At 74.4% G+C, this 20168-nt stretch carries 16 protein-coding genes and 1 pseudogene; 13 read left to right on the top strand and 4 right to left on the bottom strand.

The window, feature by feature from the left end; translation table 11 throughout:
• The first annotated feature begins 31 nt into the window (after nt 1-31).
• Nucleotides 32-2185: a family 16 glycoside hydrolase gene (locus AB0L74_RS05860; RefSeq protein WP_365646062.1), complete on the top strand. Its 2154-nt coding sequence runs from the start codon at nt 32-34 to the stop codon at nt 2183-2185.
• 10 nt (nt 2186-2195) lie between these two features.
• On the opposite strand, the gene ligD is transcribed toward AB0L74_RS05860, so the two are convergent.
• Nucleotides 2196-3221, bottom strand: a complete 1026-nt coding sequence (gene ligD / locus AB0L74_RS05855) for a non-homologous end-joining DNA ligase (RefSeq protein ID WP_365645959.1) — start codon at nt 3219-3221, stop codon at nt 2196-2198.
• Nucleotides 3222-3295: 74 nt separating this feature from the next.
• Here ligD and AB0L74_RS05850 point away from each other — a divergent pair, with 74 nt between their 5' ends.
• On the top strand, nt 3296-4381 hold the full coding sequence (locus tag AB0L74_RS05850) for an ATP-dependent DNA ligase (protein WP_365645957.1): 1086 nt from the start codon (nt 3296-3298) through the stop codon (nt 4379-4381).
• Nucleotides 4382-4435: 54 nt separating this feature from the next.
• On the opposite strand, the gene AB0L74_RS05845 is transcribed toward AB0L74_RS05850, so the two are convergent.
• Nucleotides 4436-5626 (bottom strand): zinc-dependent alcohol dehydrogenase, encoded by a 1191-nt coding sequence (locus AB0L74_RS05845; protein ID WP_365645955.1) that lies wholly within the window; start codon nt 5624-5626, stop codon nt 4436-4438.
• A gap of 201 nt (nt 5627-5827) precedes the next feature.
• Here AB0L74_RS05845 and AB0L74_RS05840 point away from each other — a divergent pair, with 201 nt between their 5' ends.
• Complete coding sequence (locus AB0L74_RS05840; protein ID WP_365646060.1) at nt 5828-6847, top strand: DUF3048 domain-containing protein; 1020 nt, start codon at nt 5828-5830, stop codon at nt 6845-6847.
• A gap of 76 nt (nt 6848-6923) precedes the next feature.
• Here the strand turns inward: AB0L74_RS05840 and AB0L74_RS05835 are convergent, their stop codons facing one another.
• Nucleotides 6924-7388, bottom strand: coding sequence for a MarR family transcriptional regulator (locus AB0L74_RS05835; RefSeq protein WP_365645953.1), 465 nt, complete (start codon nt 7386-7388; stop codon nt 6924-6926).
• A gap of 217 nt (nt 7389-7605) precedes the next feature.
• On the opposite strand from AB0L74_RS05835, the gene AB0L74_RS05830 reads away from it, so the two are divergent.
• From AB0L74_RS05830 to pcaD, 7 genes are read left to right on the top strand one after another with little or no spacing between them, the layout of a single operon-like run.
• Complete coding sequence (locus AB0L74_RS05830; RefSeq protein ID WP_365646058.1) at nt 7606-8388, top strand: CoA transferase subunit A; 783 nt, start codon at nt 7606-7608, stop codon at nt 8386-8388.
• Nucleotides 8388-9032: a CoA transferase subunit B gene (locus AB0L74_RS05825; protein ID WP_365645951.1), complete on the top strand. Its 645-nt coding sequence runs from the start codon at nt 8388-8390 to the stop codon at nt 9030-9032. Before AB0L74_RS05830 ends, AB0L74_RS05825 begins: the two co-directional genes overlap by 1 nt.
• Complete coding sequence (locus AB0L74_RS05820) at nt 9029-10231, top strand: thiolase family protein (RefSeq protein ID WP_365645949.1); 1203 nt, start codon at nt 9029-9031, stop codon at nt 10229-10231. Before AB0L74_RS05825 ends, AB0L74_RS05820 begins: the two co-directional genes overlap by 4 nt.
• Before the next feature lie 33 nt (nt 10232-10264).
• Nucleotides 10265-11038 (top strand): protocatechuate 3,4-dioxygenase subunit beta, encoded by a 774-nt coding sequence (gene pcaH / locus AB0L74_RS05815; protein ID WP_365645947.1) that lies wholly within the window; start codon nt 10265-10267, stop codon nt 11036-11038.
• A gap of 6 nt (nt 11039-11044) precedes the next feature.
• Entirely contained in the window at nt 11045-11650 is a 606-nt protein-coding gene (gene pcaG / locus AB0L74_RS05810; RefSeq protein WP_365645945.1) for a protocatechuate 3,4-dioxygenase subunit alpha, read from the top strand.
• A complete protein-coding gene (pcaB, locus tag AB0L74_RS05805; RefSeq protein ID WP_365645943.1) occupies nt 11647-12984 on the top strand; it encodes a 3-carboxy-cis,cis-muconate cycloisomerase in 1338 nt (445 codons plus the stop codon). Before pcaG ends, pcaB begins: the two co-directional genes overlap by 4 nt.
• Nucleotides 12981-14108: a 3-oxoadipate enol-lactonase gene (gene pcaD, locus AB0L74_RS05800; RefSeq protein ID WP_365645941.1), complete on the top strand. Its 1128-nt coding sequence runs from the start codon at nt 12981-12983 to the stop codon at nt 14106-14108. Before pcaB ends, pcaD begins: the two co-directional genes overlap by 4 nt.
• Before the next feature lie 18 nt (nt 14109-14126).
• Here the strand turns inward: pcaD and AB0L74_RS05795 are convergent, their stop codons facing one another.
• Nucleotides 14127-16808, bottom strand: a complete 2682-nt coding sequence (locus tag AB0L74_RS05795) for an AAA family ATPase (protein WP_365645939.1) — start codon at nt 16806-16808, stop codon at nt 14127-14129.
• Between the two features lie 284 nt (nt 16809-17092).
• Here AB0L74_RS05795 and AB0L74_RS05790 point away from each other — a divergent pair, with 284 nt between their 5' ends.
• From AB0L74_RS05790 to AB0L74_RS05780, 3 genes and pseudogenes are all read left to right on the top strand, one after another.
• A complete protein-coding gene (locus tag AB0L74_RS05790) occupies nt 17093-18328 on the top strand; it encodes an MFS transporter (RefSeq protein WP_365645937.1) in 1236 nt (411 codons plus the stop codon).
• A 100-nt stretch (nt 18329-18428) separates the two neighbouring features.
• The gene (locus tag AB0L74_RS05785; protein WP_365646056.1) at nt 18429-19757 is read left to right on the top strand and encodes an anhydro-N-acetylmuramic acid kinase; all 1329 of its coding nucleotides are present in this window, start codon (nt 18429-18431) and stop codon (nt 19755-19757) included.
• Nucleotides 19705-19827, top strand: a pseudogene (locus AB0L74_RS05780) (DUF2510 domain-containing protein); the annotation flags it as partial. The gene AB0L74_RS05785 and the pseudogene AB0L74_RS05780, both read left to right, overlap by 53 nt.
• Nucleotides 19828-20168: the final 341 nt, after the last annotated feature.

Below are 20168 nucleotides of genomic sequence, written 5' to 3'. Positions count from 1 at the left end.
AGTCTGGGCCGCCCTGCTGGCGGGCCTGCTGATGGTGCTGGGGCTCCAGGCGGTGCCCGCGGCCGGACGGCCCGAGGCCGCCGGCGCGACCGCCGGACAGGTCCTGACCTGGACCGCGGGCGACGACATCACCCGCTACACGTCGGCGCCGCAGACGGCGGTGGCCGGACCGGCGACCATCGTCTTCGAGAACAGCGAGGCGACCGGCAACACCACCGCCATGCCGCACACGCTGACGTTCGTGACCAGCGACCCGGAGTACAACGGCGACGTCCAGCTCAACATCCTGGCCAGCCCCCTCGACGACCGAGGCGGCCGGCACACCGCCGAGGTCACCCTCTCCCCCGGCCGCTACCTCTACCACTGCACGATCCCCGGGCACGGGGAGATGAAGGGCGTGCTGGTGGTGACCGAGGGCGGCGGCACCGACACGACCGCGCCCGAGACGACGGCGGAGGTCACCGGCACGCGGAACGCCGAGGGCGCCTACGTCGGTTCGGCGAGCGTCACGATCGGCGCCACCGACGCGGGCGGATCGGGCGTCGAGCGGATCGAGTACGCGATCGGCGGCACCGGTGCCTGGCAGCCGTACACGACACCGGTCGTCGTCGACCGGGCCGGCACGCACACGATCCGCTACCGGGCCTTCGACAAGGCGGGCAACGCCGCCGCGGAGAAGAGCGTGACCTTCACGGTCGTCCCGCCGCCGTCGGACGACACGGTTCCGCCGGAGACGTCGGCGACGGTGAGCGGGGAGCGGAACGCGGACGGGGCGTACGTGGGCACGGCGACCGTGACGGTCTCCGCCTCCGACACCGGGTCGGGCGTCAGCACCGTCGAGTACGCGATCGGCGACGGCGCCTGGCAGCCGTACACCGCCCCCGTGATGGTGCACCAGGCGGGCACCCACACCGTGCGCTACCGCGCCACCGACAAGGCGGGCAACGCGGCGGCGGACCGGAGCGTCACCTTCACCGTGGCCGCCGCTCCCCCGCAGGACACCACCGCTCCGGTCACCGGCGCGACGGTGGAGGGCACGAGGAACTCCGACGGGGCGTACGTCGGCAGCGCCCGGGTGACCGTGAGCGCCACGGACGAGGGCGGCTCGGGCCTGGACCGGATCGAGTACTCGCTCGACGGCGGCCCCTATCTGGCGTACGGCGGGCCCGTGGTCGTCGACCGGGCGGGCCCGCACACCGTGGCCTACCGGGCGAGCGACAAGGCGGGCAACACCTCCGCGCCGCGCACCGTGAGCTTCACGGTGGTGGCGGGCGGCGGGGTGCCGGCGCCGCCCTGCCCGGAGTACGACGAGCGGCTGACGGTGATCGTCGGCACGGTCGACTCGGGCGTGCCCAACCGGGTGACGGACAACCGGTGCCGGATCGGCGAGCTGATCGAGGACGAGAAGGAGTGGACGTCCCAGGCGCTGTTCCTCAAGCATGTGAAGACCGTCCTGGACGCGCTGCTGAAGGAAGGGGCCGTCGACCAGCGCGAGTACGACCTCATCCAGCGGGCCGCCCGCCGGTCCGGGATCGGCGAGCCGGGCCAGACCGACGGGTACCGCAAGATCTTCGACGGCAGCGCCGCGTCCCTGGCCAGATGGGAGCAGGTCGGCGGGGGTTCGTTCGCCCTGAACCCCGACGGGTCGATCACCTCCGGCACCACCCGGGCGGGCCTGGGCATGCTGTGGTTCCCCGAGCGCAAGTACGGGGACTTCTCGCTGCGGCTCCAGTGGCGTGACGACGCCCCGGGCACCGGCAACGCCAACTCCGGCGTCTTCGTGCGGTTCCCGTGGGTCCACGACCACCCGGAGGAGTCCCGGCCGGAGTGGGCCGCCATCAAGTACGGGCACGAGGTGCAGGTGTTCGACAGTCCCGGTGGCGATCTGTACAAGACGGGCTCCGTCTACGGCTTCGACCGCGTCTCACTCGCCGGGGCGGGCGTGACGCAGAAGGGCACCTGGAACGACTACGAGATCCGCGTGGTCGGCCAGCACTACTCCGTCTACCGCAACGGCGCGCTGATCAACGAGTTCGACAACACCGGCGGGCAGGAGTTCAGTCCCCCGCGCGCGGACGACCCGGGCACGGACGGGCGGCGCTTCGCCGCCGGCTACATCGGGCTCCAGGTCCACGGCACGACCGACGTGGTGTCGTACCGGGACGTCCGGATCAGGGAGCTGTAGCCGCGGCGCGTCACTCCGCGCGCGGGCCCGGCTTCTTCGCCCGGCTCGGCTGTACCCGCCTGGGTTCCCCCGGCATCTTCGGATACTCGGGCGGGTACGGCAGATCGCCGAGCCCGTGGTCGCGCTCGTCCTGGGCGGCCAGCTCCAGCAGGGCCTCCAGGCCGTAGGCGTGGTCGTCCATGTCCGCGTGCACGTCGCCGAGTGCGGCGAAGCGCGCGGGCATGGTCGCGAGATCGAAGTCCCGGGGGTGGGCGACGCCCACCTCGTCCCAGCGCAGGGGCGCCGAGACCGGGGCGTGCGGGCGGGGCCGTACGGAGTAGGCCGAGGCGATGGTGCGGTCCCGGGCGGTCTGGTTGTAGTCGACGAAGATGCGTTCGCCCCGCTCCTCCTTCCACCACTTGGTGGTGACGCGGTCTGGCATCCGCCGCTCCAGCTCCCGGGCGGCGGCGATGGCCGCGCGCCGGACCTGGGTGAAGGTCCACCGCGGCCGGATGGGCACATAGACGTGCAGGCCCCGGCCGCCGGAGGTCTTGGGCCAGCCGCGCAGCCCGCCGAACTCCTCCAGCACGGCGCGTAGTTCATGGGCGGCGCGGACGGCGTCGTCGTAGTCGGTGCCGGGCTGCGGGTCGAGGTCGATGCGCAGTTCGTCGGGGCGGTCGACGTCGTCGCGCCGCACCGGCCAGGGGTGGAAGGTGAGGGTGCCGTACTGAGCGGCCCACAGCACCGCCGCCTCCTCGGTGGGGCACATCTCGTCCGCGCTGCGCCCGCTGGGGAAGGTGATGTGGGCGGTCGGGATCCAGTCGGGCATGTTCCTGGGCGCCCGCTTCTGGAAGAACCACTCGCCGGTGACGCCGTCCGGGTAGCGCTCCAGGGTGGTGGGCCGGTCGCGCAGGGCGCGCAGGATGCCGGGGGCGACGGCCTGGTAGTAGCGGGCCAGGTCCAGCTTGGTGAAGCCCCGCTCCGGGAAGAAGACCTTGTCCGGGTTGGACAGCCGCACGGTCCGGCCGCCCGCCTCCAGTTCCACCGCTTCGCCCATGCGAGCCACCGTAGGCGTACCGCCCCGACCTCGCACATCAGGCACCGATCGGGATGTACGCGCAGAATCGGACCATGGATCTGCCGGTCATGCCGCCCGTGAAGCCGATGCTCGCCAAGTCCGTGGCGAAGATCCCGCCGGGCATGCAGTACGAGGCGAAGTGGGACGGGTTCCGGGCGATCGTCTTCCGCGACGGTTCGGAGGTCGAGCTCGGCAGCCGTACCACCAAGCCGCTGACCAGATACTTTCCCGAGCTGGTGACGGCCGTCCAGGAGCGGTTGCCCGAGCGGTGCGTCCTGGACGGGGAGATCGTGATCGCGCGGGAGGGCCGGCTGGACTTCGACGCGCTGACCGAGCGCATCCACCCGGCCGACTCCCGGGTGCGGATGCTGGCGGAGAGGACCCCGGCCTCCTTCGTCGCCTTCGACCTGCTGGCGCTGGACGACGAGTCCCTGCTCGACGTACCGCTTACCGACCGGCGGGCGCTGCTGGTCCGGGCGCTGGCCGAGGTCGCCGCCCCGGTGCACGTGGCGCCCGCGACGACCGACGTCGAGGTGGCGCGGCACTGGTTCGAGCAGTACGAGGGCGCCGGGCTGGACGGTGTCGTCGCCAAGCCGCTGAACCTGCGCTACCTCCAGGACGAGCGGGCCATGTTCAAGGTCAAGCACGAGCGGACGGCGGACGTGGTGGTCGCCGGTTACCGGTTCCACAAGAGCGGGCCCGTCGTCGGTTCGCTGCTGCTCGGCCTCTACGACGAGCGGGGCGCCCTCCAGCACGTGGGCGTGTCCGCCGCCTTCTCCATGAAGCGGCGGGCCGAGCTGGTGGCGGAACTGGAGCCGCTGCGCATGGACGACGTCTGCGGGCATCCCTGGGCGGCGTGGGCGGACGAGGCGGCGCACGAGACGGCGCGGCTGCCGGGCGCGCCGAGCCGCTGGTCCGGCAAGAAGGACCTGTCCTGGGTACCGCTGCGGCCGGAGCGGGTCGCCGAGGTGGCCTACGACCACATGGAGAACGGAGCCCGCTTCCGGCACACGGCCCGCTTCCGCCGCTGGCGCCCGGACCGTACGCCGGAGAGCTGCACCTACGCCCAGCTGGAGGAGCCGGTGCGCTACGATCTCGCGGAGATCTTCGCGCCGCCGGCCGAGTCGTCGCGGGGCTGAGCCGCCGCAGGACTGAGGGCGGCTGCGGGGCTGGACCGCCGCGGGTCCGCCCCGTCAGGGCTTCAGCAGCACCTTGACCGCGCCGTCCTGCTTCTTCTGGAACATCTCGTAGGCGTGCGGCGCTTCGGCGAGCGGCACCCGGTGGGTGGCGAAGTCGTCCACGCCCAGCGGGTCCTCTTCCGTGAGGTACGGGAGGATGTCGTCGCTCCAGCGCCGGACGTTGGCCTGCCCCATCCGCAGCTGGATCTGCTTGTCGAACAGGGTGAGCATCGGCATCGGGTCGGCCATGCCGCCGTACACGCCGGACAGCGAGATGGTGCCGCCGCGCCGCACCAGGTCGATGGCGGTGTACAGGGCGGCGAGCCGGTCGACGCTGAAGCGCTCGGCGAGCCGGCCGCCGATGGCCCGGGGCAGTATCGCCGCCCCCTGCTGGACCAGCTTGGCGGCGGCGCTGCCGTGGGCCTCGGTGCCGACCGCGTCGATCACCGCGTCGGGGCCGCGGCCGCCGGTCTCGTCCTGGATCGCGGCGACCAGTTCCTTCTCGCTGTCGAAGGACCTGAGGTCGTACGTCTCCACGCCCCGCTCGCGCGCCCGGCGCAGCCGTTCGGGGACCCGGTCCACACCGAACACCCGCCCGGCGCCCTTGGCCTGGGCGACCCGGCAGGCCATGTCGCCGATGGGGCCGAGACCGAGCACGGCGACGCTGCCGCCCTGCGGGACATCGGCGTAGGCGACGGCCTGCCAGGCGGTGGGCAGGACGTCGGAGAGGTACACGAACCGGTCGTCCGGCGGCCCGTCCGGCACCTTGATCGGCCCGTAGTGCGCCTGCGGGACGCGCAGGTACTCGGCCTGCCCGCCGGGCACCGCGCCGTACAGGCGGGTGTAGCCGAACAGGGCGGCGCCCATGCCCTCGCCGGTGACCTGGGTGGTCTCGCACTGGGTCGGCAGCCCCGTGCCGCACATGAAGCAGTGGCCGCACGCGATCTGGAACGGGACGACGACCCGGTCGCCCGGCTTGAGGCCGGGTACCTCGGGGCCGACCTCCTCGACGACGCCCATCGGCTCGTGCCCGAGGATGTCGCCCGGGGTCATGAACGGGGTGAGCACCTCGTACAGATGCAGGTCGGAACCGCACAGTCCGGCGGAGGTGACCCGGATGACCGCATCGGTCGGTTCCTGGATCTTCGGGTCGGGAACCTCCTCCACCCGCACGTCCCGCTTGCCCTGCCAGGTCACTGCCTTCATCGCCTCGCGCTCCCTCCGTCGCCGTGCGCGTCCGTCCTGGAGTGGTCGCCGAGTACCCGGGGGCCACTCGGCCGAATCGCGGGCCGTCCGGTGGGGTCGATCAGCCGAAATGCGGCTCTCGATCACAAGCAGTCGGGTATGGCCACAAATGCATCAAGAAGCACATGACCGATGACACAGGACGGTGGGTGGGTGGTGGGGATGCGACGAACGGCGCGTGCCCGGCGCGGTGCGGTGGCGGCGCTGCTGGCGGCGATGGCGCTGTCCCTGGGCGCGGGCTGCACGGCGGGGCCGGGACAGGGCGACGACGGGCGGCCCCGCCCGAAGCCGTCCAAGAGTCCGGACGGCACCGCAGCGCCGGTGCTCGCCCGGCCCCACCCGAAGCCGTCGAAGAGCCCGGTCACCACCGCCGCGCCGGTGCTCGCCGTGAAGATCGACAATGTGCGCGCGGCCCGGCCGCAGACGGGTCTGGACGCCGCCGACGTCGTCTACGCGGAACCGGTCGAGGGCGGGCTGAGCCGGCTGATGGCGGTGTACGCGACGCGGCTGCCCCGGAGCGTCGGCCCGGTGCGCAGCGCACGGGAGGCCGATCTGGAGCTGCTGGGCCAGTTCCGCCGGCCGACGCTCGCCTTCTCCGGCGCTCAGGGCAGGCTGCTGCCGCTGATCGGCCGGGCGCCGCTGCGGGCCGAGACGCCCGGCCGGACGCCGGGCGCGTACGTCCGCGACTCCGGCCGCCCCGCCCCGCACAACCTCTATCTGGACCCCGGCCGGCTGATGCCCTCGGCTCCCGGCGCCGCCGCCCTGACGACCGGCTTCCGCTACGGCGCGGCACCGGCCGGCGGCGTGGCCGCACCCTCCCGCACGGTGCGCTACCCGGCGGCCCGCTTCACCTTCACCTGGTCCGGGCGGCACGCGGGATGGCTGGTCGCCCTGGACGGCACACCCGCCGTCACGCCCGGCGGCGGGCCACTGGCACCGGCGACGGTGGTCGTGCAGTACGTGACGGTGCGCGACTCCGCCTACCGCGACTTCCTCGGGAACACCACGCCGTACGTGGAGACGGTGGGCTCCGGACGGGCGCAGGTGCTGCGCGACGGGCGGGCGTACGACGTGCGCTGGAAGCGCGGCTCGGCCGCGGAGGGCACGCGGTTCACCACGCCGGACGGCGCGCCGGTGAACTTCGCCCCGGGCCAGGTGTGGGTGGTGTTCGCGCCGCGCTGACGACCGGCGGAAACGGCTCCTGGGCGTGAGGGCCCCCGGGCGGCCGCGCGCCCGCCCGGCGGCCGGGGCCGTCCCGTCAGCGCCGCGCGGCCACCGGCTCCCCGGGGTTGCGCAGCCCCTCCGCCGCGTCCGCGACCCGGCGGATCAGGTCGAAGAAGACCGTCTGCTCCTCGGCGGAGAGCGGGGCGAGGAAGACCTGGTTCATCCGGGCCGTGCGCACGGTCAGCTTGCGGTGGGTACGCTGCCCCTCGCCCGTCAGGCGCAGCAGGAAGCGGCGGCCGTCCCGCGGGTCGCGGACCTTGTCGAGCAGTCCGCGGCGGCCGAGCCGGCTGATCACCTCCGCGATCGTGGACCGGTCCAGGCCCACCCGCTCCCCCACCGTGCGCTGGTCCAGGCCGGGTTCGGCGACGAGCGCGTTGAGGACCGCGAACTGCGGCGAGGTGATCTCCTCGGAGACCATCGTGTTCCACAGCAGGTAGTGCGCCTGCTGGAGCCGCCGGGCCAGGTGCCCGGGGTGGCTGGTGAGGTCCACCGCGGCCATGTGCGCTCCCGTGATCGTATTCGTTGGTGCACTGAACGATACCCGCTCACCAAGAGACTGTCTGTGCACCCGGTCGGCGACGAAGGCGGCATTTGCCGAGGTCTTGACGGTAGAGCTCTCTGGTGGCAGCGTGTGGGACACCTCGCTGAAATACTCAGTGCCCTGACTATCTGGACCATCTGGTCCCGGGGTGCTGGCGGAGAGATGGGGCTTCTCGATGGACAAGGTGGTCGCCACGGCCGGGGAGGCGGTGGCCGATGTACCGGACGGCGCGTCGCTGGCGGTGGGCGGTTTCGGGCTGAGCGGTGTGCCGAACGTGCTGATCCAGGCGCTGTACGAGCGCGGGGTCGGCGGGCTGTCGGTGGTGTCGAACAACTGCGGCGCGATGGAGTCCGGGCTGGCGGTGCTGCTGGCGGCCGGGCGGATCGCGCGGGTGACCGGCTCCTACATCGGCGCGAACAAGGAGTTCGCGCGGCAGTACCTGGCCGGGGAGCTGGAGGTGGAGCTGATCCCGCAGGGCACGCTGGCCGAACGGCTGCGGGCCGGCGGCGCCGGCATCCCCGCCTTCTACACCCCCGCCGGCGTCGGCACCCAGGTCGCCGAGGGCGGACTGCCCTGGCGCTACGACGGTGAGGGCGGCGTCGCGCTGGCCTCGCCGGCGAAGGAGGTACGCGAGTTCGACGGCACGGAGTACGTGCTGGAGCGCGGCATCCGCACCGACTTCGCCCTGGTCCGCGCCGCCCGGGGCGACCGGCACGGCAACCTCGTCTTCAACAAGGCGAGCCGGAACTTCAACCCCCTCGCGGCCATGGCCGGCCGGATCGCGATCGCCGAGGTGGAGGAGCTGGTCGAGCCCGGCGAGCTCGACCCGGACGCGGTCCATCTGCCCGGCATCTTCGTGCAGCGCGTCGTCGCCCTCACCCCCGAGCAGGCGGCGGACAAGAAGATCGAACGGCGTACGATTTCCGCGCCTGCGGCGCGAGGGACGGTGAGCCACTGATGGCCTGGACACGTGAACAGATGGCCGCCCGCGCCGCGCGCGAGCTGAAGGACGGCCAGTACGTCAACCTCGGCATCGGCCTGCCGACCCTCATCCCCAACTACCTTCCGGCGGACGTGGAGGTGGTCCTGGAGTCGGAGAACGGCATCCTGGGCACCGGCCCCTACCCCACCGGGGACCAGGTCGACCCCGACCTGATCAACGCGGGCAAGGAGACCGTCACCGTCCTGCCGGGCGCCTCCTTCTTCGACTCCGCCCTCTCCTTCTCCATGATCCGCGGCGGGCACATCGACGTCGCCGTCCTCGGCGCGATGCAGGTCTCCGCCCGGGGCGACCTCGCCAACTGGGCCGTCCCGGGGAAGATGGTCACCGGCATCGGCGGTGCGATGGACCTCGTGCACGGCGCCCGCACCGTGATCGTCGTGATGACCCACACCGCCAAGGACGGCAGCCCCAAGATCGTCGAGGAGTGCGCGCTGCCGCTCACCGGCAAGCGGTGCGTGAACCGGATCATCACCGACCTCGGCGTCCTGGACGTCACCGAGGACGGACTGGTACTGGCCGAGACGGCTCCGGGCGTCACCGTGGAAGAGGTCATCGCCAAGACCGACGCCAAGATCACGACCATGGAGGGCGTGAAGTGAAGGACGTCTACCTCGTCGACGCCGTCCGCACCCCGGTCGGCAAGTACAACGGCTCCCTGGCCGCCGTCCGCCCGGACGACCTGGCCGCGCACGCGATCCGCGAACTCCTCGCCCGCACCCCCGGCCTCGACCCGGCCCGGATCGAGGACGTCTACTTCGGCAACGCCAACGGCGCCGGCGAGGAGAACCGCAACGTCGGCCGCATGGCCGCCCTGCTCGCCGGCCTGCCCACCTCGGTGCCCGGAGTGACCGTCAACCGCCTGTGCGCCTCCGGCCTCGAAGCGGTCGTCCAGGCCGCCCGCGCCATCGCCTGCGGCGACGCCTCCATCGCCCTGGCGGGCGGCGTGGAGTCGATGACCCGGGCGCCCTACGTCCTCCCCAAGAGCGACAAGCCGTTCCCCGCCGGGCACACCGAGCTGTACTCCACCACTCTCGGCTGGCGCATGGTCAACCCGAGGATGGAACCCCAGTGGACCATCCCGCTCGGCGAGTCCGCCGAACTCATCGCCGACAAGCACAAGATCACCCGTGCGCAGCAGGACGAGTTCGCCCTGGCCAGCCACCAGAAGGCCGCCCGCGCCCGCGCCGAGGGCCTGTTCGACGCCGAACTGGCCCCCGTGACCCTCCCGCAGCGCAAGGGCGACCCGGTCGTCTTCGCCGCCGACGAAAGCGTCCGGCCCACCGCCTCCCTGGAGGCGATGGCCAGGCTGAAGCCGTCCTTCCGCACCGACGGGGGCACGGTGACGGCGGGCAACGCCTCCCCGCTCAACGACGGCGCCGCCGCCCTGCTCCTGGTCGACGAGGAGGGCCTGAAGGCCACCGGCCGCGAGCCACTGGCCCGGATCTCGGCGACCGGCGTGTCCGCGACCGACCCGCAGTACTTCGGCCTCGCTCCCGTCGAAGCCGTCAACCGGGCACTGGCCAAGGCCGGCCGGACCTTCGCCGACCTGGACGTGCTGGAGCTCAACGAGGCGTTCGCCGCCCAGGTGCTGGGCTGCGTGGCCGAGTGGCCCGAGTTCGACCCGGCGATCCTCAACCCCCAGGGCGGTGCCATCGCCCTCGGCCACCCGCTCGGCGCCTCCGGCGCCCGCCTGGCCGGAACCGTCGCCCACCAGCTCGCCCGCAAGGGCACCGGAGTCGGCGTCGCCACCCTCTGCATCGGCGTCGGCCAGGGCCTCGCCCTCGTCCTCGAACGCTAGGTCTCCCCCGCCAGGAAGCGCACAGGAATTCCCATGACTCTCACCCAGCAGGACATCGACGCGGAGATCGCGGCCGAGCACGCCGCGTACGAGAAGCGGGTCGCCGACGGCGGGCCCGTCGAGCACCACCCGCGCCGCGACTACGCCCCGTACCGCTCCTCGGTGCTGCGCCACCCCCAGCAGCCGCCGGTCGCCATCGACGTCACCAAGGACCCGGAGCTGGTGGAGCTGTCCTCCCCCGCCTTCGGGGAGCGGGACATCACCGAGATCGACAACGACCTGACCCGGCAGCACTCCGGCGAGCCGATCGGCGAGCGCATCACCGTCTCCGGCCGGCTGCTGGACCGCGACGGCCGGCCCGTGCGGGGCCAGCTCGTCGAGATCTGGCAGGCCAACTCGGCGGGCCGCTACGCCCACCAGCGCGAGCAGCACGACGCCCCGCTCGACCCGAACTTCACCGGCGTGGGCCGCACCCTCACCGACGACGACGGCTTCTACCGGTTCACCACCATCCAGCCCGGCCCCTACCCGTGGCGCAACCACGTCAACGCCTGGCGCCCGGCCCACATCCACTTCTCGGTCTTCGGTTCGGCGTTCACCCAGCGGCTGGTGACGCAGATGTACTTCCCGAACGACCCGCTGTTCCCGTACGACCCGATCCTGCAGTCGGTGACGGACGACGCCGCCCGGCAGCGGCTGGTGGCGACGTACGACCACAGCCTGTCGGTGCCGGAGTTCTCCCTCGGCTACCACTGGGACATCGTGCTCGACGGCCCGCACGCCACCTGGATGGAAGAAGGACGCTGACCCGCCATGACGAAGATCGACACCAGCAGCCCGGAGAACGTGCTGCCCACGCCGTCGCACACGGTCGGCCCGTTCTACGGGTACGCGCTGCCCTTCCGCGGCGGTGAGGAGATAGCCCCGCTCGGCCACCCCGAGACGATCACCGTGCACGGGTACGTGTACGACGGCGAGGGCAAGCCGCTGCCGGACGCGCTGCTGGAGGTCTGGGGACCCGACCCGGACGGCAACCTGCCCACGGCGGACGGCTCGATGCGCCGGGACCCGGCCACCGGCGGCTTCCTCGGGCGCAACGGCGTGGAGTTCACCGGGTTCGGGCGGATCCAGACCGACGCCGACGGCCACTGGTACGCGCGCACGCTGCGCCCGGGGGCGCGCGGCGCCAACGCCCCCTACCTGAGCCTGTGCGTCTTCGCGCGCGGCCTGCTGGTGCACCTGTTCACCCGGATCTACCTGCCCGGCGACGAAGCGGCGCTCGCCGCCGACCCGCTGCTGTCGCGGGTGGAGGAGGGGCGGCGCGGCACGCTGATCGCCGCCGACGAGGGCAACGGCACGTACCGTTTCGACATCCGCCTTCAGGGCGAGGGCGAGACGGTCTTCCTGGAGTTCCAGTGACATCAGCAGTATCCGGTGAGAGCCTGCTCGCCCCCGGGTGGGCGGGCTCCCCGGCCGCCGGTGCCACCAGTGACAGCGCCTACCTGCGGGCGCTGCTGGAGGCGGAGGCGGCCCTCACCCGCGCCCAGGCCGCGCTCGGGCTGGCCCCGGACGAGGCGGCGACGGCGGTGACCGAGGCCGCCGACCCGGCCCGCTTCGACACCGCCTCGCTGGCCGAACGCGCCCGCGGCGGCGGAAATCCGGTGATCCCGCTCGTCGCCGACCTGACGAAGGCGGTCGGCGAGGAGTACGGCCCCTACGTCCACCGGGGCGCGACCAGCCAGGACATCCTGGACACGGCGACGATGCTGGTCGCCGCGCGCACCCTGGACCTGATCCTGGCCGACCTGGAGCGCACCGGGCGGGCGCTGGCCCGGCTGGCCGCCGAGCACCGCGGCACCGTGCTGCCGGGCCGGACGCTCACCCAGCACGCCGTGCCGACGACGTTCGGGCTGAAGGCCGCCGGGTGGCGGTCGCTCGTGCTCGACGCCCGCGACCGCGTCGCCGCCGTGCGCGGCGCTCTGCCCGCCCAGCTCGGCGGCGCCGCGGGCACCCTGGCGGCCTTCGGGGCGTACGGCGCACCGGACCCGGCCGCGCTGCCCGCGGCGTACGCCCGCGAACTGGGCCTGGCGGTTCCTCTGCTGCCGTGGCACACCCTGCGCACGCCCGTGGCCGACCTCGCCGGGTGCCTCGCCTTCACCGCCGGGGCGCTCGGCAAGATCGCCGCGGATGTGCTGGTGCTGTCCCGCACCGAGACCGGCGAGGTGGCCGAGGGCAGCGGCGGCGGCTCGTCGGCGATGCCGCACAAGGCCAACCCCGTGCGCTCCACGCTGATCGCGGCGGCGGCCCGGCGGGCCCCGCAGCTCGCCGCCACACTGTACGGCTCGCTGGCCGCCGAGGACGAGCGGCCGGCCGGCGCCTGGCACGCCGAGTGGGAGCCCCTGCGGGACCTGCTCCGGCTGGCCGGCGGCGCCGCCCGGGACGCCGCCGAACTGGCCGAGGGGCTGCGCGTGCGGCCCGAGGCCATGCGCGCCCACCTCGATCTCACCCACGGGCTGGTCGTGTCGGAGCGGCTCTCCGCCGAACTGGCCCCCGTGCTCGGGCGGGCCCGCGCCCGGGCGCTGCTCACCGAGCTCGCCCGGCGCGCCTTCTCCGAAGGCCGCTCTCTGGGCGAACTGCTCGCCGAGGAGCCGGAGCTGAAGGATTCCGGCCTCGACCTCGGCGCCCTCACCGACCCCGCCCGGTACACCGGCTCCGCCGGACCGCTCACCGACCGTGCTCTGGAGCGACGTTGACACCCCTGCTCAATCACCGCGCCGAAGGCCCCGCCTCCGCTCCCCCGCTGCTGCTCGGGCCCTCGCTCGGCACCTCCCTCGCCCTGTGGGACCAGGTGGCCCCCGAGCTGTCCATCGGCCACCGGGTGATCCGCTGGGACCTGCCGGGTCACGGCGGCTCCCCGGCCGGGCTGCTCCGCGCCGGCGCCACCGTCGGCGACCTGGCCGGTCTGGTGCTCGCGCTCGCCGACGCGCTCGGCGTGGAGCGGTTCGCCTACGCGGGGGTGTCGCTGGGCGGCGCGGTCGGCCTCCATCTGGCCCTGCACCACCCGGAGCGGGTCTCCTCACTCGCCGTGATCTGCTCGTCGGCGCACTTCAACGGGGCCAAGCCCTGGCAGGAGCGGGCGGCGCTGGTCCGGCGCGAGGGCCTGGCCCGCCTCGCCGAGAGCGCCGACGACCGCTGGTTCACGCCCGGCTTCACCGTGCCCCGGCTGGTCGGGGACCACCGGGACGCCGACCCGGAGGCGTACGCCGCCTGCTGCGACGCGCTCGCCGCGTTCGACGTGCGCGACCGGCTCGCCGGCATCACCGCGCCCACCCTTCTGATCGCCGGCCGCGAGGACCCCGCCACGCCCCCCGCCCACCTGCGGGAAATCGCCGACGCGGTGCCGGGCGCCACCCTGGTGGAGGTCCCGGGCGCCTCTCATCTGGCGCCCGCGGAGCGCCCGGAAGCCGTCCTGTCGGCGCTGCGCGGGCACCTCGACGGGGGCGCGAAGCGGGGCATGGCGGTGCGGCGCGCGGTGCTGGGCGACGCGCACGTGGACCGGGCACAGGCCCGGCAGACCCCCTTCACCGCCCGCTTCCAGGACTTCATCTCGCGCTACGCCTGGGGCGAGATCTGGACCGACGAGACGCTCTCCCGCCGCGAGCGCAGCATGATCACGCTGACGGCGCTGGTGGCGCACGGCCACTACGAGGAACTGGCCATGCATGTGCGGGCGGCCCGGCGCAACGGGCTGACGCCCGAGGAGATCGGCGCGGTGCTGCTCCAGACCGCCGTGTACTGCGGGGTCCCGGCGGCGAACTCGGCGTTCGCGACGGCCCAGCGGGTGCTGGCGGAGGAGGACGGCGGCGGCGCCGGGTGACCCGCCGGGCGCGGCGCGCTACAGCGCCGCGCCCGCCATCGCCAGGGCTTCCTCGGCCTGTGCCACCAGTCCGTCCGCGCCGCAGGAGCGGGCCAGGTCCAGGCCCCGTTCCAGCTCGGCCGCCGAGCCGGCGGCGATGCCGTACTCGACGCGGGCCGCGGCGTGCTCGTACTGGCAGGGCGAGGCCTCCAGGTAGGCGGCCGCCTGGGCGGCGAGCCGGACCGCGCGCTGCCCGGTCTCCAGGGCGGCGGCGCAGCGCAGGGCCTCGCCGATGGCGGTGTCCGTGCCGAACCGCTCGGCCTGCCGGCGGGCCTCGGAGGCGAGCCGGGCGGCACGGGCGGGGTCGGTGCCGGCCAGGGCCCGGGCCAGGTCGACCGCCCAGGGGACCAGTACCGGGTTGTGGTGGCCGCGGGTGGCCGCCGCCTGCTCCGCGGCCTCCAGTTCGCCGATGCCGTCCTCGGTGCGGCCCACCGCCAGCAGCAGCCGGCCGCGCACCGAGCGCGGGTCGGGCAGCACGATGGTGGACGGGTACGGCGGGGCGAAGCCGTACTGCTCGGCGATCGACCACGCCTCCTCGACATGGCCGCGGGCGAGCAGCGTGTCGACCAGGTTGCAGGTGGCGGACCAGTACAGCGGCAGGCCGCGGCCGACCCGTTCGGCCAGGCGCAGCGACTCGCGCAGGGCTGCTTCCGCCTCCCGCAGGCGGCCCCGCCGGCGGTGGCCGAGCCCCAGGTAGGCGTGGGCGAGGGCGAGGTGGCCACCGCTCCAGCCGGCGGTCTGGTAGGCGCGCAGGGCGTCGGTGAAGAGGGCTTCGGCGCGGTCGAGGCGGTCGGTGTAGGCGTAGGTGCTGGCCAGCATCATCAGCGGTTCCATGCCCCACTCGGTGTCGGTCCAGCCGAGTCCGGGCGCGAGGCGGCCGTTGACGAGGGCGCGGTCGCACAGGGCGACGACCTCCTCGGCGTTCTCGCCGTGGGTCATGGCGTCGAAGCCGCGCAGGATAAGCAGGGCCCGCTCGGCGTTGTCGCGGCCGGTGCAGGTGGCGGCGAGGCCGGCGAGGCGTGCGGAGCGGTCCGGTGAGACCGTCTCACCGGCGTGGATGCCCTCCCACATGTACTGGACGGCCTGGAGCCGCAGCCGGGCCGGCCCTTCGGGGAGCCGGGCGGCCTCCGCCTCGACCGTGCGGACGGCCTCGTCCAGCTGGTCGTTGTGGAGCAGTGCCTGGGAGAGACGGAAGACGGCGTCGACGCGTGCCTGCCCGTCCAGGCCCGGCATGGTCAGGGCGGTACGCAGGTGGGCGATGGTCGTGGCGGGCGCGGTGAGCAGCGTGGCGCAGCCCAGTTCGAAGAGCACGCGCGCGTGGGCGTCGGGCAGCGGCGGTTCCTCCAGGGCGCGTTCGAGGCAGCGGCGGGCCGCGTCGGGGGCGCCGACGGCGAGGTGCTCGCGGGCGGCCTCGCGCAGTTGCTCGACCACTTCCTGGTCGTCGTCCGGATGGACCTGGATCAGATGGCGGGAGGCGGCCGCGGCACCGAGTCCCAGGTCGGTGACGATCCGGGCGGCGATGCCGTGCATGGCGCGGCGCAGCGCGTCCGGGATGGAGTTGTAGACGGCGCTGGCGATCAGCGGGTGCACGAACTCCAGCTCGCCGGTGCCGGCGGGTCCGGCGGCGGGATCGGGTTCGGTGAGGATGCGGGCGCCCCGCAGCAGCTCGGCGCAGCCGAGGGCGTGGTCGCGGTCCATGGTGGCGAGCCGGGCGACCATGTCGACGGTGATGCCGGTGCCGAGGATGGCCGCCGCCCAGGCGAACCGGGTGGCGTCGACGCCGAGGTCCTCCAGGCGGGAGACGAGGCCGCCGCCGCGGGCCGCGCGGTTCAGGGCGCGCAGTTCACCGGCGCGCGCCTCGACCGGTTCGAGTTCGCTGTCGCGCACCTTGGCGAGGAGTTCGACGGTGTCGTACGGGTTGCCGCCGGTGACGGCCCACACCTCGCGGCAGAACGGGGTGTCGGCGTGCGCGCCCAGGGTGGCGCGGGTGAGTCCGGCGGTCGCCTCCGGGGTGAGGGCGCTGAGCGTGGCCAGGGGACGGGCCGCGGCGGCGACCGTCTCGAGGTGGCGGGCGCTCACGCCGGTCACCTCGCCGGGCCGGCGGGCCACCACGACCAGGACGGGCACGTCGTCCAGCCGCTCGGCGAACGCGGCGAGCCAGCGCAGGGTCTCCTGGTCCGCCCAGTGGACGTCGTCGAGGAGCAGCACCAGCGGATACTCCTGCCGGGCGAGCCGGCGTACGGCGGTGACGAGGCCGTCGCAGACGCCCTGGGGGTCGGCCTGCCGCGCGCCGGGGTCCGCTATGCCGAGGGCGGGGCCGACGATGTCGTACCGGTCGCCGAGGTACTCCCGCGCCTCGTCCGGGAGCATCGACACCAGCGCGGGCTGGAGCAGCTGCCGGACCACGTTGAAGGGGACGGAGCGGAGGGTCTCGCCGCCGCGTGCCGCCCACACCGTGCAGCCGGCGCGTTCGGCGATGCGCCGGGCCTCGGCCAGCAGGGCGGTCTTGCCGAGTCCCGCCTCGCCGCGGAGCACCAGGAGCGTGCCGGGCGACGAGCGGTCCGCGCGCAGGGCGTCGACCGCCTGCGTGAGAGCGGCGATCTCCGCGTCGCGCTCCCACAGGGAAGCCGAGGTGGCGGCCGTGGGCCGTACCTCCGTCATCCCGTTACCTCCCCAAGTCGCCCGAACGACGTACGGATCCCGAGCGTAGCCGCCCGGCGGACTGAGTGGTGAGTGGTCCGGGCAGGAGTTGCCGAGACGGGTGACACGGGGTATAGGCGGGCCGTGCGGTGGGCCGCCCACCAGCCACGCGTCACCCCACGGGCAGTCAACGAACGGCCGGGAGGCGGGCGTTGGGACGGAGGCGGGGAGGGGACGGAGACCGGCGGGACCGGCCGGGCGGGCCGGACGGGGCACGCGCCCGCCGGGCTCTGGTCGCGGGCTCGGTGGGCAATCTCATCGAGTGGTACGAGTTCGGCGTCTACGGCTACTTCGCGACGGTCATCGCGGAGCGGTTCTTCACGCCCGAGGGCGGCGGCGAGGCCGAGGCCCTGGTGAGGACGTACGCCTCGTTCGCGCTGGCGTTCTTCTTCCGGCCCGTCGGCGCGGCGCTGTTCGGCCGGCTGGGCGACCGGATCGGGCGCCGGCCGGTGCTGGTCCTGGTGATCTCCCTGATGACGGGGGCGACGACGCTGATCGGCGCGTTGCCGACGTACGCGCAGGCCGGGGCCGTCGCGCCGTGGCTGCTGACCTTCCTGCGGGTCCTGCAAGGGCTGTCGGCGGGCGGGGAGTTCGGGGGCGCGGTGTCGGTGATGACGGAGTTCGCCCCGCCGGGCCGGCGCGGGCTGTACGGGTCGTGGCAGTCCTTCACGGTGGCGCTCGGGCTGCTCGGCGGGGCGGGCGCGGCGGCGTTCCTGGCGACCGTGCTGACGGAACAGCAGCTGGGCGCGTGGGGCTGGCGGCTGCCGTTCCTGCTGACGCTGCCGCTGGGGCTGGGGGCGCTGTGGCTGCGGCTGCGGCTGGACGAGACGCCGGCGTTCCGCGGGGAGGGGGCGCGGGTGACTCCGCCCGCGCGGGAGGTGGCGGCGGCGATCGCGCTGGGCGCCGGGCGGATCATGGGCTGGGCGGCGGCCGGCTACACCTTCCTGGTCGTCCTGCCGTCGTACCTGCAAAGCAGCCTGGACGCGAGCTTCCGCCAGGCGCTGGTCGCCACCGTGCTGGCCAACGCGGGGTTCGCGGTGACGATCCTCCCGGCGGGGCTCCTGAGCGACCGGGTCGGGCGGCGGCCGGTGATGCTGGCGGGGGCGCTGCTGGTGGCGGTGTCGTCCCTGCCGCTGCTGAACCTGCTCCAGGACCCCGGCGCCTCGGACGCCGAGAAGGGCGCGGCCGTCCTCGCCGCGGGTGCCGTGGTGGGGCTGATGGCGGGACCGGGACCCGCGCTGCTGTCGGAGATGTTCCCGACGCGGGTGCGCTACACGGGACTGGGGCTGGCCTACGCGCTGTCCAACGCGGTGTTCTCCGGGTGCGCGGGGCTGGTCATCACCGAGACCGTGGGGCGGACCGGGAACGTGGACGTCCCCGCGTACTACGCGGCGGCGACCTGCGCGGTGAGCGCGCTCGCCCTCGCCGCCACCCCCGGGCGGACGGGGCGCCGGGCGGACGCCGCCGGGGAAGCGGGGTGACCTGATGAGGACACCGGGCGTGCCGGGGACGCCGAGAACACCGCGGGCGCCGTGGACGGCGTGGACGGCGTGGGCCACCGGGGCGGTGCGGGCGGCGAGGATGGCGCGGTCGACGCGGGTGATCGGGCTGATGTCCGGCACGTCGTACGACGCCATCGACGCGGCGGCGGCCGATCTGCGCCCGGCCGGGGACCGCCTGGTGCTGGAGCCGCTCGGGACGGTGAGCGAACCGTACGACGACGAGGTGCGCGAGGCGCTGGCCGCCGCGCTGCCCCCGGCCGCGGTGACGCTCGCCGACGTGTGCCGGCTGGACACCCGGATCGGGCAGGCGTTCGCCGCGGCGGCCGTCCGGGCCGACCGCGAACTGTGCGGCGGCACGGCGGAGCTGGTCGCCTCGCACGGGCAGACCGTCTACCACTGGGTGGAGCGGGGGCGGGTGCACGGCACCCTTCAGATCGGGCAGCCGGCCTGGATCGCCGAGGCGACCGGGCTGCCCGTGGTCGCCGACTTCCGGCCGCGGGACATCGCCGCCGGAGGGCAGGGCGCCCCGCTGGTCAGCCTGGTGGACTCCCTGTGGCTGCGCGGCCGGCCGGGCGCGCCGGTCGCGCTGAACATCGGCGGGATCGCCAACCTCACCGCGCCGGACGGGACCGCCTTTGACACCGGGCCGGGCTGCGCCCTCATCGACGCCGCCGTCCGGGAGTTCGGCGGCGGGCGCCTGGCGTGTGACGCGGACGGCGCGCTGGCCGCCCGGGGCCGAGTGCACGGGCCGCTGCTGGAGCGGCTGCTCGCCGAGCCGTACTACGCGCTCGCCCCGCCGAAGACGACGGGCAAGGAACTCTTCCACGCCGGCTATCTGCGCGAGGCGCTGGCCGGGCTGGGGACGCTTCCCGCCGAGGACGTCGTCGCCACGCTGACCCGGCTCACCGCCCGCACGATCGCGGACGCCGTGCGGGCGGCCGGTGCGACGGAGGTGATCGCCTCGGGCGGCGGGACCCGCAATCCGGTGCTGATGGACCTGCTCGGGCGGTCCCTGCCGGGGGTGGCGCTGCGCACCTCGGGCGAACTGGGGCTGCCGGAGCAGGCGAAGGAGGCGTACGCGTTCGCCGTCCTGGGGTTCCTGACGGCGCGCGGCCTGCCGGGCACCGATCCGGTGAGTACCGGGGCGCGGCACCCGAGCGTGCTGGGCTCGGTGACACCGGGGCGGGACGGGCTGCGGCTGCCGCCGCCGGCGCGGAGGCCCCCGGTGCGGCTGGTGGTGGCCGGCGCGGCCGGCGGCGACCCGGCCCGGGGGTCCGGCCGGCGCGCGGGCCTCGGTGCCGGATCGGGGGCGGTCCTCTCATCGCGCTTTCACCGACGCCTCATACGGTGGGCCCATGACGCAGGTGACTCCTCCCGGGTGGTATCCGGACCCCGGGCAGACAAGTGACGGTCCCCCGACCGAACGCTGGTGGGACGGCAAGGCGTGGACGGACCGGATCCGCCCCGCGGGGCCCGCCGTCACGGACGATCCCCCGCACCAGGGGGATGGGGCACGGTCCGAGCAGGCGGCCCAGCCGCCCGTGGACGGGGCCGGCGCCAAGAGCCCGGCGACCGCCGCCCAGCCCGGAGAACCGGCCCAGCCCTCGGCGGACGGGACCGGGACCGGGGCCGGGACCCCGGTGACCGCCGTCCAACCCCGACAGCAGGCCCAGGCCCCGGTGGACGGGACCGGGTCCGGGGACACGGCGGCCACGGAACAGACCGGACCGCCCGGACCATCGGTCCAGCCCCCGGCCGAGGGGACGCAGCCGGCGCCTGCGGCGTACCCGGCACCGCCGGGCCAGCCCCCGGCCGAGGG

This window comes from Streptomyces sp. NPDC052020, from assembly GCF_040680575.1.
Lineage (GTDB): Bacteria > Actinomycetota > Actinomycetes > Streptomycetales > Streptomycetaceae > Streptomyces.
This window is presented reverse-complemented; position numbering and strand designations above follow the sequence as displayed.

Coding starts and splice junctions, on each gene's coding strand:
- AB0L74_RS05860 (WP_365646062.1), top strand. CDS start 32: ATGGTGCTGGGGCTCCAGGCGGTGCCCGCGGCCGGACGGCCCGAGGCC.
- ligD (WP_365645959.1), bottom strand. CDS start 3,221: ATGGGCGAAGCGGTGGAACTGGAGGCGGGCGGCCGGACCGTGCGGCTG.
- AB0L74_RS05850 (WP_365645957.1), top strand. CDS start 3,296: ATGGATCTGCCGGTCATGCCGCCCGTGAAGCCGATGCTCGCCAAGTCC.
- AB0L74_RS05845 (WP_365645955.1), bottom strand. CDS start 5,626: ATGAAGGCAGTGACCTGGCAGGGCAAGCGGGACGTGCGGGTGGAGGAG.
- AB0L74_RS05840 (WP_365646060.1), top strand. CDS start 5,828: ATGCGACGAACGGCGCGTGCCCGGCGCGGTGCGGTGGCGGCGCTGCTG.
- AB0L74_RS05835 (WP_365645953.1), bottom strand. CDS start 7,388: ATGGCCGCGGTGGACCTCACCAGCCACCCCGGGCACCTGGCCCGGCGG.
- AB0L74_RS05830 (WP_365646058.1), top strand. CDS start 7,606: ATGGACAAGGTGGTCGCCACGGCCGGGGAGGCGGTGGCCGATGTACCG.
- AB0L74_RS05825 (WP_365645951.1), top strand. CDS start 8,388: ATGGCCTGGACACGTGAACAGATGGCCGCCCGCGCCGCGCGCGAGCTG.
- pcaH (WP_365645947.1), top strand. CDS start 10,265: ATGACTCTCACCCAGCAGGACATCGACGCGGAGATCGCGGCCGAGCAC.
- pcaG (WP_365645945.1), top strand. CDS start 11,045: ATGACGAAGATCGACACCAGCAGCCCGGAGAACGTGCTGCCCACGCCG.
- AB0L74_RS05795 (WP_365645939.1), bottom strand. CDS start 16,808: ATGACGGAGGTACGGCCCACGGCCGCCACCTCGGCTTCCCTGTGGGAG.
- AB0L74_RS05785 (WP_365646056.1), top strand. CDS start 18,429: ATGGCGCGGTCGACGCGGGTGATCGGGCTGATGTCCGGCACGTCGTAC.